Here is a 13309-nt window from a genome sequence, read left to right as displayed (position 1 = left end):
AGCCTCGCACCTCACGCGGGCAGGGCTGCGTTGCAGAGGGGTCTTATCGCGGGCGGGGCCGTTTAGAAAGAGAGGAACGAACGACAGGCCATGCGCCCGGTGGAGCGCGAGGCGGGAGGAGCGGGCATGAAGGATGGTCAGATCCCGGCGGATGCCGGCACGACGCCGGTGGGAAGCCAGGCGGTGCTGCTCATCGCGGTGCTCGCGGGCATCTACAGCGTCAGCCAGTTCCTGCGCAACTCGATCGGCGTCATCGCACCGAATCTCGCCGCGGACCTTTCGCTCTCCGCCACCGATCTCGGGCTTCTCTCCAGCGGCTTCTTCCTGACTTTCGCGGCGGCGCAGATCCCGGTCGGCATCTCCATCGACCGCTACGGGCCGCGCCGCGTCATGCTGGTGTGCTCCCTGATCGCGGTGGCCGGCGTCCTGCTCTTCGCGCTGGCGCGGGACGCGACAATGCTGGTCGGCGCGCGGCTTCTCCTCGGCATCGGCTGCTCCAGCTTCTTCATGGCGCCGCTCGCCATCTATGCCCGCCTCTTCCCGCCCGAGCGCTTCGCCTTCCTCACCGGCATCCAGCTCAGCATCGGCAATTTCGGCACGCTCGCCGCCACCGCCCCGCTCGCCTTCGCCGCCGAATCGATCGGCTGGCGGGCCAGCTTTCTGGTCGTCGCGGCCTTTGCGACGGCCGCGGGCCTCGCGGTCTTCCTCGGCGTGCGCGGTCCCGCCGTCACCGCATGGGCCGGCCGCGAATCGTGGCGCATGGCGCTCGCCGGCGTGCGCGAGGCGGTGCGCGTGCGCTCGTTCTGGCCGCTCTTCCTGATGCACGCGACCGGCTATGCGGCCTTCGGCACCGTCATCGGCCTGTGGGCGGGGCCGTTCCTGAGCGACGTGTACGGCTTCGACCTCGAGCGGCGCGGTGTCGCGCTCTTCGCGGCCTCGGCGACGCAGATCGCCGCCCTCTTCCTCTGGGGAGCGGCTGACCGGCTCTTCCGCGGGTACAAACCCCCGGTCGTGCTTGGCGCCTCTGCAACCATCGCATGCCTCGCCTACGCTGCCCTCATGCCTCTCGGCCCGGTCTCGGTGGTCGTCTGGCTAGTCGTCTTCGGGGCGGCCGTGGCCTACACGCCGCCGGTCATGGCGCACGGGAAATCTCTTTTTCCTCAAAATCTTATAGGTCGCGGCATCACGCTGATGAACATCGGCACCATGGGCGGCGTCTTCGTGATGCAGACGGTGACGGGGCGGCTCATGGACCTCTTCGGCCGTGGCCCCCTCGGGCACTATCCACAAGAGGCCTACAAGGCTGTCTTTTCCTTGCTGGCCCTTGCAATTGCGGCCGCACTCATTACCTACGTCCTCGCACACGACCCCCACCCCGGCCGGGATCGCGATCCCGGGGGCACAAAAAAATAGGTCAATCACCCTTGCTTTTTGTGCGGTGCGGTGGCATGTTGTTGCAGTGCGGTACGGCGATGTTCCGTCGCGGTGCCGCTGCCCTCCTTGGGCGTTTCCTCCCTAGACTTGGGCCGCGCACGCAAGTGTGCGGCCTTTTTTCTTGCCTGGCGCCGGACTGACGGGGCTGACGGCGAGCGCCGGCTATTCGGCAGCCAGGCGCCGCTCGGTGAGATCCGTGCCGGCCGTCTCGGCGATGAGGGAGAAGACCTCGGTGATGTCGCTTGCGAGGCGGGCGAAGCCCTCCGTGCGCTGCATCGTCCGCTCGTCCATGTAGAGGCTGCGGTTGATCTCCACCTGCAGGGCATGCCGGCCGGCCGCGGGCTCGCCGTAGTGCTCGGTGATAAAGCCGCCGGCATAGGGGCGGTTGCGGGCCACGCGATAGCCGAGGCGCTCGAAGGACTGCGCGACCCTGTCGCTGGTCGCCGCGGCGCAGCTCGTGCCGAATCGATCGCCGATGACGATGTCGGCGCGGGAGTTCTCGTCCCGCGTCACGCTGGAGGAGGGCATCGAATGGCAGTCGACGAGCAGGACCGAGCCGAACCGGCGCTGGGTGCGCATCACGATCTGCCTGAGGGCGCGGTGATAGGGCTTGTAAAGCCATTCGATACGGCGCATGGCCTCGGCCACGGGGAGCTTGCCGGGATAGATCTCCTGCCCGTCGCCCACGATGCGCGGGATGGTGCCGAGCCCGCCCGCGACCCGCAGCGAGCGCGTGTTGGCATAGGGCGGCAGCCGGCCGTCGAACATGCGCGGGTCGAGCTCGTAGGGCTCGCGGTTCACGTCGAGATAGGCGCGGGGAAAGCGGGCGACGAGCATCGGCGCGCCGAGAGCGCCCATGCCGGCGAAGAGCGCGTCCACATAGGCATCCTCCGAACGGCGCAGGGCGAGCGGATCGAGACGGGCGCCGTCGACGAAGCTCTGCGGGTAGACGGCGCCGGCGTGGGGCGCATTGAAGACGAGCGGCACCGTTTGATCGGACGGTTCGACGACCGTGAAGGGGACTGCGAGTTCCGGCTCGATCGGAGACGACATCGGGGACCATGACGCTGATACGGGGACGACGGCGCCCGCGGGCAGGGCCGTCTCGAACGGCGATTGTGGCCGATTTGCCGGCGCGTCGTCCATCGCCGCGTCGCCTGGCGCCCGTGCGATCCGTGCCGCGCCGTACGTCATGCGTGGTTTTTCACGCCTTTTTTACGAGGAACGTGGCTAGACGGTAGGGCACGGCGTCGGCAGCTCGGACGGAGCATTGTCCGGCGACGGACGTGCCACTAACCTCTCGGCCGGGCAGCGCGGCACGGCAGATCCGAGCCCGCAGCCCGCCCGATCACTTTCGACGCGTGCGCCATGAGCAAGATCCTTCTCGCCGAAGACGACAACGACATGCGGCGCTTCCTCGTCAAGGCCCTGCAGAACGCGGGCTACGAGGTGGTGTCCTTCGACAACGGGCTGTCGGCCTACAATCGCCTGCGGGAGGAGCCGTTCGAACTGCTGCTCACCGACATCGTCATGCCGGAGATGGACGGCATCGAGCTGGCGCGGCGCGCCACCGAGCTCGACCCGGACATCAAGGTGATGTTCATCACCGGTTTCGCGGCGGTCGCGCTCAACCCCGATTCGCAGGCGCCGAAGGACGCCAAGGTGCTGTCCAAGCCCTTCCACCTGCGCGAACTGGTGTCGGAAGTGGAAAAGTTGCTCGCCGCCTGAGTATTTTTCGCGGACGGCTTGCGCACCCCGCCACAAGCCGCTATATCCGCGGCCCACATGAGGACGTCGCGAAAGCGTCGTCCGAAGGGCGCGTAGCTCAGCGGGAGAGCACTACGTTGACATCGTAGGGGTCACAGGTTCGATCCCTGTCGCGCCCACCATTTTTTTTGAGGACGGCCGAGGTTCGCTGGAGCCGCGCCGTACGGAGATCGGACGATGAAGATCCGCAATTCGCTCAAGTCTCTGCGCGAGCGCCACCGCGACAACCAGCTGGTCCGTCGCAAGGGCCGCGTGTACATCATCAACAAGACGCAGAAGCGCTTCAAGGCGCGCCAGGGCTGACGCCCGGGCCAAGCGTCCGGCCGCTTCGGCGGTCTTGCATGAACAACGAAGAGCCCGGCGGTGACGCCGGGCTTTTGGCGTTGGCGCGACGGGCCGCGGCTCACGGCGACGTGTCCGCGAGGGGCTTTGCCCCCGGGGCGCGGCGCGCTAGGCTCACTCCCATGACACGCGCAATCCGCCCGCTTGTGCTTCTTTCGATGGGGATGGCCCTTGCCGTTCCGCCGTGGAGCAGCGTTGCGGCCCAGTCGCAGGGCTCTGAGCGGCGGGACGCGCCCCAGAGCGCAGAGCGGCCTGTATCGCCCGAGGCGCGGCGTGCGGCGCAGCTCGACCAGCTGTTCGAGCGGCTCGGCAACAGCGGTGACGCGGCCGAGGCGGCGGGCATCGCCCGCCTCATCGAGCGCCAGTGGCTGCGCTCCGGCTCCGATACGGCCGACCTCCTGATGAGCCGGGCGCTCGTCGCCGCGCGCTCGGGCAACCCGCCGCTGGCGATCGAGCTGCTCGACCGGGTCGTCGTCATCGAGGCGGGCTGGGCCGAGGCCTGGGCGAAGCGCGCGACGCTCTTCGGCATGCTGGGGGATCGCCGGCAGGCCATTCTCGACCTCCAGCAGGCCATCGCCCGCGAGCCGCGCCACTATGAGGCCTGGACGGCCCTCGGCCGGCTTTTCGAGGTGGACGAGGAGAAGGCGCTCGCCCTGCGCGCCTATCGGCAGGCGCTGGCCGTCCACCCGCACCTGGAGGCGGTGAAGGCCGCCGTGGAGCGGCTGGCGCCCGACGTCGACGGCCGGGACATCTGACACGCACCAGAGGGCGCCAGGGGCCCACGGGCGCGCGTGGCGCCCGCGTCAGCCCGTTTGAGCCGGATCTGCTACCAGCCTGGTGTCAGGCCTTGCGCGACGTATTGCCGTGGCCGAGCGCGCCCCCTTCCGGGGCGACGAAGGCGACGCGCACCATGTTCGTCGCGCCCGGCGTGCCGAAGGGCACGCCCGCCACGATGATGACGCGCTGACCGGTCTCGGCATAGCCCGCATCGCGGCTGATGTCGCAGGCGCGGTCGGCCATGTCGTCGATGTCGCGGGCATCCTCGGTCACGATGGGATGCACGCCCCAGACGAGGGCGAGGCGCCGTCCCGCATCGGCGTTCGGGGTCAGGGCGAGCAGCGGCGTCTGCGGGCGCTCGCGCGCGATGCGCAGGCCCGTGGCGCCGGAGGAGGTCCAGGCGACGATGGCCTTGAGGTCCAGCGTCTCGGCTATCGAGCGCGCGGCGGAGGCGATGGCGTCCGCGCCCGTCGCCTCGGGCTCGGCGCGCTGGGCATTGATGATGGCGCGGTAGTTGCTGTCGCGCTCGATCTCCTCGGCGATGCGGTTCATCGTCGCCACCGCCTCGACCGGATACTCGCCCGCCGCGCTCTCGGCCGACAGCATGATGGCGTCCGCACCCTCGAAGACGGCAGTGCCGACGTCCGACACCTCCGCGCGCGTCGGGACCGGCGAGGTGATCATCGATTCGAGCATCTGCGTCGCCACGACGACGGGCTTGCCCCAGCGGCGGGCGCTGCGGGTGATGAGCTTCTGGATGCCGGGCACCTTCTCGAGCGGCATCTCGACGCCGAGGTCACCGCGGGCGACCATCAGCGCATCGGAGACCTCGATGATCTCGTCGAGGCGGGCGACCGCCTGCGGCTTCTCGATCTTGGCCATGACGAGCGCCCGCCCGCGCGCGACCTTGCGCACCTCGGCGATGTCCTCCGGCCGCTGCACGAAGGACAGAGCGATCCAGTCGACGCCGATGTTGACGGCCGCCTCGAGATCGGTGCGGTCCTTCTCCGTCATGGCGGAGACCGGGATCGTCGTGTCGGGCAGGCTGACGCCCTTGCGGTTGGAGATCTTGCCCCCCACCACGACGCGCGTGGTGGCCTTGCCCTTGCCGACGCTCTCCACCTCGAGCCGGATCTTGCCGTCGTCGATGATGATGGCATGGCCGGGCTCGAGCGCCGCGAGGATCTCGGGGTGCGGCAGGTGCACGCGCTTGGCCGTGCCGGGCTTGGGGTCGGAATCGAGGACGAAGCGCTCGCCCGCCGACAGCATCTCGGCATCCTTGGCGAAGGTGCCGATGCGCAGCTTCGGGCCCTGCAGGTCGACCAGGATGCCGATGGGCCGGCCCGCGCGCTGCTCGACGCCGCGGATGGCGGCGACGCGCTCGGCGAGGCCATCCTTCGAGGTGTGGCTCATGTTGATGCGGAAGACGTCCGCCCCGGCTTCGTGCAGCCGGGCGATCATGGCCGGGTCGTTGGACGCGGGTCCGAGGGTGGCCAGGATCTTTACGCGCCGCATCCGTCTCATCTACGCACCTCGGCTGCTCTGTTGCTGTCCGTGAGCTGGACGGTCCAGCTCTTCTGCTGGCCCGTGTCGACCTCGAAGAACCCGGTCCGCTCGTAGCCCCGGGCGAGGCAATTATCGATGCCGCGAATGGAGAACTCGCGGTCGCGCGTGCACAGGAAGGAGCGGCCGCCCCATTCCCCGCCGCCGGAATAGTCGAGTGCGTAGATGTAGTAGAAACGCCCGGCGAGCGGCCCCTTGAGCAGCGTCTCGCACTTGCGCTCGTCGATGTTCCACCAGCCTTCGGTCATCCAGCCCTGCGGATCGCGATAGCCGAGCGCGACGCCGACGCGCGCCCCGGTCATGTTGCAGATGCGCAGGTCCGCCCGGGCGGGCGACACGGCCCCGACGGCGAGTGCGAGCGGCGCCAGCGCGAGGACGCTGAGGGCGAGCTTTCGCAGCCGGGGCAGAGAATGCGAGCGATCGGTTTTCATCGGCAAATCGAGCATCTAATCGATACAGGTCTTGAGCGTCGCGGCATGGAATGTCAACGCGCTCCTCGTCGTCCGCACCGGCGCATCCTAGCGGTCGTCGACGAGGATCACGCGACAATCGTTGACGTTGGTGCGTGTGGGACCGGGCAGGAGAAGGTCGCCGAGGGCTTCGAAGAAGCGCGTCGAGTCGTTGTCGGCCAGAGATGCGGCGGGATCGAGGCCAATGCCGCGTGCCCGTGCGACGGTCGTCTCGTCGACGATGGCGCCCGCCGGGTCGCTCGCGGCGCCGCCGCCGCCGTCCGTGCCGTCGGTGTCGCCGGCAAGGGCGGAGATGCCCGCGGCGCCGTCGAGGGCGAGGGCGAGCGCCAAAGCGTATTCCTGGTTGGGGCCGCCGCGTCCCTTGCCCTTCAGCGTCACCGTCAGTTCCCCGCCGGAGATGATGGCGGCCCGACGTCCGGCCTCGCGCAGGGCGAGCGCCTGCCGCGCATGGTCGGCCGCGACCTCGCGCGCCTCGCCCTCGAGGTCGGCGCCGAGGACGATCGGCTCATAACCGGCGTCTCGCGCGGTGCGCGCCGCGAGTGCGATCGAGTCGGCCGGGCGGGCGATGATCTCGAAGCGGCTGTGGGCGAAGGCCGGGTCGCCGGCCTTGGGCGATTCGTTGGCCGGATCGTCGAGCAACGCCTCGGCCGAGGCGGTGAGGGGAACGCCCCGGCGCGCGGCGATGGCGCGCGCCTCGGCGAGCGTCGTCGGGTCCGGCACCGTCGGGCCGGAGGCGATCGTCGAGGGGTCGTCGCGCGGCACGTCGGAAATGGCGAGGGTCAGGATCGTCGCCGGGGCGGCGCAGCGGGCGAGGCGCCCGCCCTTGATGCGCGACAGGTGCTTGCGCACGGCGTTGATCTCGTCGATCGAGGCGCCGGAGCGCAGCAGCGCGCGCGTGATGCCCTGCTTCTCCGCCAGCGTCAGGTTGCCGGCCGGCGCGATCCAGTTGGCGGAGCCGCCACCGGACAGAAGCACGAGCACGAGGTCTTCCTTATGCGCCCCCGCGGCGAGGGCGAGCGCCCGCTCCGTGGCGGCAAGGCCGGCGGCGTCCGGCACGGGGTGCCCGGCCTCGACGATCTCGATCCATTGCGTGGGCTGGCCGTAGCCGTGCCGCGTCACGGCGATGCCGGTCATGCGCTCGCGCGGGAGGCGGTATTCGCTCTCGTAGAATTCCTCGGCGACGACTGTCATCGATGCGGCGGCCTTGCCGGCCGCGAGCAGGATGATGCGCCCGTTGGCCGGCGGGGGAGGCAGGTGCTGCGGCAGGCAGAGGCGCGGGTGGGCGGCTGCGACGGCAGCCTCGAAGACCGCCTCCAGCACGGCGCGGCGTGCGCCGACGGGGCCGGACAGATGCGCCGCGTCCTGGTTCGCCATGCCTTCGTCGCCCAAGCCCTCGGCCATGTCGTTCTCCCTCGTTCCTCCCGGCGCCCGGCTGCTAGTGCGGCACGGGCGATTGTCGTTCCGCTGCGGTGCGCGGGGCTTTCGGCCGCGCGAGCCAGATGCCGAACAGGATGAGCAGTCCGCCTGCCGTTTGCACCAGCGTCAAGGCCTCGCCCGCGATCAGCCAGCCGAAGGCCGCGGCGAAGACCGCTTCCAGGAAGATGACGAGGGAGGAGAAGGTGGCCGGCAGGTGCCCGAGGGCAAAGGCGAGCAGCCCCTGGCCGCCGGCGTGGCTGAACCAGGCGAGCGCGACGAGGACGGCAAGGCCCCAAGCGCTCTTCGGCAGGATGTGCGGTTCCATGACGAGGGCCACGACGAGCAGGATGGCGGCGGTGATGAGGCTCGATTCGAAGGTGACGCGGGCGGCCCCGGTCGTCTTGCGCGCATGTTCGACGGCGAGGAAGTAGAAACCGAAGAAGACGGCCGTGGCGATGCCGAAGCCGTCGCCCACGAGCCGCTGCGGCGCGATGTCGAGGCTCTGGCCGATGAGGGCCGCCCCGCCCGCGAGGCAGAAGGCGAGGCCGACGAGAACCGGCCCGGCGACCCGGCGGCGCAGCACGAGCCAGCTCGCCAGCACGACGAAGAGCGGCGCCGTCGTCGCGAAGAAGGTGGCGTTGGCGATCGTCGTGTTCATGATGGCGAGATGCCAGAAGAACAGGTCGCCGGCGAAGAACAGGCCCGCGAGCACGGTGCCGCGGCCGAAGGGGCGTGACGGCGCGGCCCTGCGGCCGCGTTCTTCCGCCTGCATCCAGACCCAGAGGATGGGCAAGGCGAGCGCCACGCGCCAGAAGGCGCTGGCGAAGGGCCCGACGTCGGCAAGCCGCACGAGGACGGGTGACACGCCCATGGCGAGCGCCGCGGCGAAGAGCGCGCCGAGCGCGAGCGGCGAGGGCGAATGCGTGGCCTTGGAGGGCGAGGTGACGCTCAAGGGGGCACCGGCGGTCGGCAGCGGGAGGTCGCGGTCCCGATCCTCCTATGGCAAGTTGCGGCTTTCGTCACCATTGTTCCTCGCGACGGCCGGACCGGCGAGGAAGGAGAGCGGCAATGCAGCAGATCGACGCCCATACGATGACCGAACTCGAGGCTGCGGTCTTCCGCAGGCTCGTGAAGCACCTGCGCGAGCGCACCGACGTGCAGAACATCGACCTCATGAACCTCGCCGGCTTCTGCCGCAACTGCCTGTCCAACTGGCTCGAGGAAGCGGCCGCCGAGCGTTCGCTGACGCTCGACCGGGCGAATGCGCGCGAGCATGTCTACGGCATGCCCTACGAGGACTGGAAGGAGCGCTACCAGAAGGAGGCGACGCCGGAGCAGAAGGCAGCCTTCACCAAAGCGGGCCATGGCCACGGCTGATCCGGCCTTGACACCGGGATAGCGGGGACATGCGGCAGGCGAGCGCCCCCGCCCTCTTCCAATCCGCGCCGGAGCCACTAGTCTGCGCGGCTCGCGCGCGGGCGGCCGGAGGTCGCCCGTTTCCAATCAGTGAGACGGAAGAGACATATGGTCAACGACGTTGCCGACAGTGGCGTTGCCGCCGAGGAATTGAAGCAGTTCATCGAGCGCATCGAGCGGCTCGAGGAGGAGAAGGCGGCCATCGCGGGCGACATCAAGGAGGTCTATGGCGAAGCCAAGGGACGCGGCTTCGACACCAAGGCGATCCGCAGGCTCGTCAGCATGCGCAAGAAGCCGCCGGAGGAGCGCCAGGAAGAAGAGGCGATCCTCGAGCTCTACATGCAGGCGCTCGGCATGTGAGGCGCCGCGAGGCTGCCGCACCGGCCCAACAAAAAGCCCCGGTCCTGCCGGGGCTTTTTGTTGTCCGGGTTCGCGCCGCTGCGCCTCAGGGTTGCGGGGCCTCCGGACCGTCGGTCCGAAGCGGCAGCGCGAGCGTGAAGGCCGCTGCCGCGAGCCGGCCTGCCGGTACGGGTGCCGGGGAGGTGTCGGCGGCCGCGTGGGCCATCGCGATGCGAGAGGAGGGAGTCGGCGGCTCGACGGGATCGCCGCCGAAGAGCGGGCGCAGGACGCGGGGCACGGCCGCCGCGGCGACAGGACGGCGCACCTGGGGCGCGGGCCTCGCCTCCTCGGCGACGGCCGGCGAGACGGCGGCGGTGAGGCCGGGCCGGATGGGCGGGACCGGCACGTCGGCCGCGGCATAGGCCATCGGCACGAGGCCGGCGACGCGGGTCGCGGGCGGACGGGTGGCCGCTGCCGCGGCGAGGGCCGCGAGGGCGCCGCTCTCGTCGGACGAGGCGCGCGTGCCGATCTCCTGCGAGCCTAGGCCGGCGGCGGCGAAGCTGACCGGCCGGCTGGGCGGCACGGGAACATTCGCGACGACGGCCGTCGCGGCGATGGCGTTGACGGAGGCGATGGCATCCTCGGGCCGACGCGGCGGCACGGGCGCCAGGGCGAGGGCGACGGGCGCCTCGGCGGCCGGTGCGGCTGCAGGGGTGATGTCGTCCGGCCGGGCCTGGGGCAGCGGCGCCGTTGCCGGGGCCGCTGCTGCTGGAGCCTGGGCGACCTGCGGCTCCGCCTGAGGCGCGACGGCCGCCACCGCGGTGGGACGGGGCGCCTGCGGCTGCGCTGCCGGCGCGCTGCCGCCGCGCCGGTCGCGCAGGAAGAAGGACACGTTGCTATTGTCGGCGACCGCCGCATCGCCGCCCGAGGGAGCGGCGCCGGAGGAGGCGACCCGCGTGCGCGTGTTGCCGTTCGGCTTGGCGAAATCCTCGTCCTCCTCCTCCTCGAGGCCGAAGAGGGAAGCCCAGAAGCTCTTGCGCGAGCCGCTCGGCTGGGCCGATTCGGCTTCGGCATAGGCCGTGTAGGAGCCGGCGACGGCATCGCCGCGCGACATGATCTCGGCGCGGGCGAGCTCATAGCCCGCCATCGGCTTGCCGTCGGCGGGAATGTGCACGGTCTTGCCGTCGGGGAAGAGGCGCGAGAGCTGGTCGCGCGTCATGCGCGGCCACGAGCGCACGCTGCCGACGTCGAGATGCACGAAGGGGTTGAAGGCCGTCGGATAATAGCCGACGCCGCCGCGCTGCAGCCGCATCGCGATGGCGCGCACCTGGGCCATGTTGGCGTCGGGCAGGTAGAAGTCCATCGCCTTGCCGCGCATGTGCTGGCTCTGCTTGGCGACCGCGCTGGAGCGGCGGCGCAGCATGGCGTTGGTCTCCGGCGCGCGGTAGCCCGAGACGACATGGAGCGGCTGGCGGGAGCCCACCTCGCGGTGCACGGCCCAGGCCACGTCGAACAGCTTGGGGTCCATGGCGATGGGCTCGTCCCGGCGCCAGTCGCGCAGGATCCAGTTGAGCTTCTCCAGCGCCTCGCGGTCATAGACCCCGTTGCGCTTGAAGGTAACGGTCACGCTTTCCTTGGTATGGGTCTGGTACAGGCTGATCGCCCGCGTGTCGCCATTGGCGACCGCATCCTGGAGACTGCGGGTCCCGGCGACGACCGCGGCACAGGCGATCAGGATCTTGCACGCGGCACGCGAACAAGGCCCTACCCGGGACAACGCTTGCCTGAAGCGTGTCGAATACAAAGCCAACTCATCCGTTGCTGAGACGGCCTGGAACGCGACCGTCAGTCAAACGATGAACGAACTCTTACCGCAAAGCCTTAACGCAAGGTTAGCGCCGGGGCCGGCTGCGGACAAGAACCGGTTAAGGCGAGACGATGGCAAAATAATGCCGATCGCTCGCTCCTGCCGCCACGTTCAGTGCAAATCGCGGAGCGCGGCCGCGACACGCTGGTCGTGGCTATAGATATCCGGGTAGCGGACGAGCTTGCCTTCGTCGGTGACGACGAGGGTGAAGTAGGTGAGATGGATGGGGATAAGTTCGGGGAGACGCACGAGGCGCTCGCTCTTGCCGATCAGCTTCTTCATCCGCGACTGCGGCCAGGCCTCGCCGAGGACGATCTCGGCGAAGGTGAAGGGATCGTCCACCCGCACGCAGCCGTGGCTGAAGGCGCGCTCGCCGCGCTTGAAGAGGGAGCGACTCGGCGTGTCGTGCAGGTAGACGGCGTGCTGGTTGGGGAACATGAACTTGATGTGGCCGAGCGCGTTGCGCTCCCCGGGCGGCTGGCGAATCGAAATGCTGTTGCCGCGCCGAATCACCTCGTAGCCGCGGCGCGCCGCATAGTCCGGGTCCTGGGCCATGCGCGGCAGGAACTCGTTGCGAAGGATCGACGGCGGCACGTTCCAGTAGGGATTGACGACGACGTGCCGCATCACGTCCGAGAAGACGGGCGTCGGCGTCTCCGGCTTGCCGACGATGACGCGCGCCTCGTGGATCACCTCGCCCCGGTCGAGGACGCGGACCATGTAGGCGGGGATGTTGACGGAGATGTGCCGGTCGCCGAGGTCGGCCGGCAGCCAGCGCCAGCGCTCCATGTTGGCGAGGATGTCGGCCTCGAGGCGGCCGCTCGTCGTCACGCCGCCGCCGAGCGCCGCCAGCGTCTGCGCGCCCAGGATGCCATCGGCGGCGAGCCCGTGCTCGCGCTGGAAGTCGGCGACGGCGGCCGCCACTTTCTCGTCATAGGTGTGGTCGCCGTCCGGCGTCACGTCGAGGCCGAAGCGGGCGCGGATGAGCGGCACGCGCTCGTCCTGCATGCCGAGCCGCAGCGCCGGGCCCTTGGGCACGCGCACCATGGGCGTCTGCGCCGGCCGTTCGGAGCGCACCTCCGCGAGCTTGCGCTTCAGCGCCGCATATTGCGCGTGCTGCGGGTTGTAGGCCGCGAGCGCGGCACCGGGATCCGCGGCGGCGCCGAGGCGCTCCAGCACGTCGCCCGCCTCGGGCAGTTCGCGCGTCGGCGTCAGCAGCTTCGACAGCTTCGTGGGCTCGATGCGCCCGCCGCGCGCATCGCGCGCATAGAGGACGACGGCCGCGGTGAGCTTCAGGTCGGCATCGGCGAGCGCCTTGCCACGGTTGTCGCCCTCGAGGCCATCGACCTGCGGCAGCGGATAATCGGCAGGGTCGAGCCCGTCGGCCGCCGCGCCCTGAAGCACCGCCATGACCTTGCGGGCCGCCGGCGTGAAGGCGCCGTTCGCGATCCACAGGGGATTGAAGCCGCGCGCCTCGTAGAAGGCGCGGACCGCCCCGCGCTGCTCCTCGCCGAGGCGCGGCAGCGCCCAGTCGCGCGCATCGAGGATGCGGCCGGCCAGGGCGACGGAGGGCTCGTCCGCGGTGATCGACACCGCGATGTCCGGGAGATCGGGCGGGGCTAGCGCGTCCGCGCGTGCGGGCGAGGGCGTTGCAGGCCGCGGTGCCTCGCGCTCCGTTGGGGCGATGTCCGTCACGTCGACCGCCGCAGCGGGCGGGGTGGGCAGGACGAGGCTCTCAGACTGCGCCGGCAAAGCCGGCTCGGCCGCTGCGCGGCCCGCGATGGTGGCGGTCAGAAGACCGGTGCCAACGGCGACGATGCACGCTGCAGCGCTTGCCCGCATGAGTGCCCCCTTTCCCGCCGGTCCGGCCGCCGTGTCGGCCGGACCGGCTGTCTTGTAAACGATTCGCATGGTGAGA

13 protein-coding genes and 1 tRNA gene are annotated in these 13309 nt (G+C 70.3%); 7 read left to right on the top strand and 7 right to left on the bottom strand.

From position 1 onward, the window contains the following. The first annotated feature begins 126 nt into the window (after positions 1 to 126). Positions 127 to 1413: an MFS transporter gene (locus AL346_RS03325; protein WP_156332667.1), complete on the top strand. Its 1287-nt coding sequence runs from the start codon at positions 127 to 129 to the stop codon at positions 1411 to 1413. A gap of 183 nt (positions 1414 to 1596) precedes the next feature. Here AL346_RS03325 and AL346_RS03320 read toward each other — a convergent pair whose 3' ends face one another. Then, entirely contained in the window at positions 1597 to 2487 is an 891-nt protein-coding gene (locus tag AL346_RS03320; RefSeq protein ID WP_053193264.1) for an N-formylglutamate amidohydrolase, read from the bottom strand. A gap of 315 nt (positions 2488 to 2802) precedes the next feature. Here AL346_RS03320 and cpdR point away from each other — a divergent pair, with 315 nt between their 5' ends. The 4 genes from cpdR to AL346_RS03300 all read left to right on the top strand — a co-directional run bounded on the left by cpdR (position 2803) and on the right by AL346_RS03300 (position 4298). After that, positions 2803 to 3162 carry a cell cycle two-component system response regulator CpdR gene (gene cpdR / locus AL346_RS03315; RefSeq protein ID WP_019401091.1) on the top strand — a complete coding sequence of 120 codons (360 nt, stop codon included), beginning with the start codon at positions 2803 to 2805 and terminating at the stop codon, positions 3160 to 3162. 86 nt (positions 3163 to 3248) lie between these two features. Next, positions 3249 to 3323 (top strand) — tRNA-Val (locus AL346_RS03310). Positions 3324 to 3378: 55 nt separating this feature from the next. Beyond that, positions 3379 to 3504 (top strand): type B 50S ribosomal protein L36, encoded by a 126-nt coding sequence (gene ykgO / locus AL346_RS03305; protein ID WP_019401092.1) that lies wholly within the window; start codon positions 3379 to 3381, stop codon positions 3502 to 3504. 203 nt (positions 3505 to 3707) lie between these two features. Further along, positions 3708 to 4298, top strand: coding sequence for a tetratricopeptide repeat protein (locus tag AL346_RS03300; RefSeq protein WP_019401093.1), 591 nt, complete (start codon positions 3708 to 3710; stop codon positions 4296 to 4298). 85 nt (positions 4299 to 4383) lie between these two features. On the opposite strand, the gene pyk is transcribed toward AL346_RS03300, so the two are convergent. The 4 genes from pyk to AL346_RS03280 all read right to left on the bottom strand — a co-directional run bounded on the left by pyk (position 4384) and on the right by AL346_RS03280 (position 8721). After that, positions 4384 to 5844, bottom strand: coding sequence for a pyruvate kinase (gene pyk / locus AL346_RS03295; protein WP_026014946.1), 1461 nt, complete (start codon positions 5842 to 5844; stop codon positions 4384 to 4386). Continuing rightward, positions 5841 to 6314 carry a DUF1036 domain-containing protein gene (locus AL346_RS03290; protein ID WP_050996494.1) on the bottom strand — a complete coding sequence of 158 codons (474 nt, stop codon included), beginning with the start codon at positions 6312 to 6314 and terminating at the stop codon, positions 5841 to 5843. The genes pyk and AL346_RS03290 overlap by 4 nt, the downstream gene beginning before the upstream one ends. 87 nt (positions 6315 to 6401) lie before the next feature. Further along, entirely contained in the window at positions 6402 to 7727 is a 1326-nt protein-coding gene (locus AL346_RS03285) for a glycerate kinase (RefSeq protein WP_050996496.1), read from the bottom strand. A gap of 61 nt (positions 7728 to 7788) precedes the next feature. Then, positions 7789 to 8721, bottom strand: a complete 933-nt coding sequence (locus AL346_RS03280) for a DMT family transporter (protein ID WP_019401097.1) — start codon at positions 8719 to 8721, stop codon at positions 7789 to 7791. 116 nt (positions 8722 to 8837) lie between these two features. On the opposite strand from AL346_RS03280, the gene AL346_RS03275 reads away from it, so the two are divergent. Both AL346_RS03275 and AL346_RS03270 read left to right on the top strand, forming a co-directional pair. Beyond that, complete coding sequence (locus tag AL346_RS03275; protein ID WP_019401098.1) at positions 8838 to 9146, top strand: DUF1244 domain-containing protein; 309 nt, start codon at positions 8838 to 8840, stop codon at positions 9144 to 9146. A 147-nt stretch (positions 9147 to 9293) separates the two neighbouring features. After that, positions 9294 to 9545 carry a GapR family DNA-binding domain-containing protein gene (locus tag AL346_RS03270; protein ID WP_019401099.1) on the top strand — a complete coding sequence of 84 codons (252 nt, stop codon included), beginning with the start codon at positions 9294 to 9296 and terminating at the stop codon, positions 9543 to 9545. An 85-nt stretch (positions 9546 to 9630) separates the two neighbouring features. Here the strand turns inward: AL346_RS03270 and AL346_RS25285 are convergent, their stop codons facing one another. Then, positions 9631 to 11301 carry a DUF882 domain-containing protein gene (locus tag AL346_RS25285; RefSeq protein ID WP_053193261.1) on the bottom strand — a complete coding sequence of 557 codons (1671 nt, stop codon included), beginning with the start codon at positions 11299 to 11301 and terminating at the stop codon, positions 9631 to 9633. A 201-nt stretch (positions 11302 to 11502) separates the two neighbouring features. Further along, a complete protein-coding gene (locus AL346_RS03260) occupies positions 11503 to 13233 on the bottom strand; it encodes a murein L,D-transpeptidase (protein WP_053193260.1) in 1731 nt (576 codons plus the stop codon). Between the last annotated feature and the right edge of the window lie 76 nt (positions 13234 to 13309).

Source organism: Chelatococcus sp. CO-6, from assembly GCF_001271345.1.
Lineage (GTDB): Bacteria > Pseudomonadota > Alphaproteobacteria > Rhizobiales > Beijerinckiaceae > Chelatococcus_A > Chelatococcus_A caeni.
Note: the sequence above shows the minus strand (reverse complement) of the source record. Positions and strands in the feature narration are given on the sequence as shown.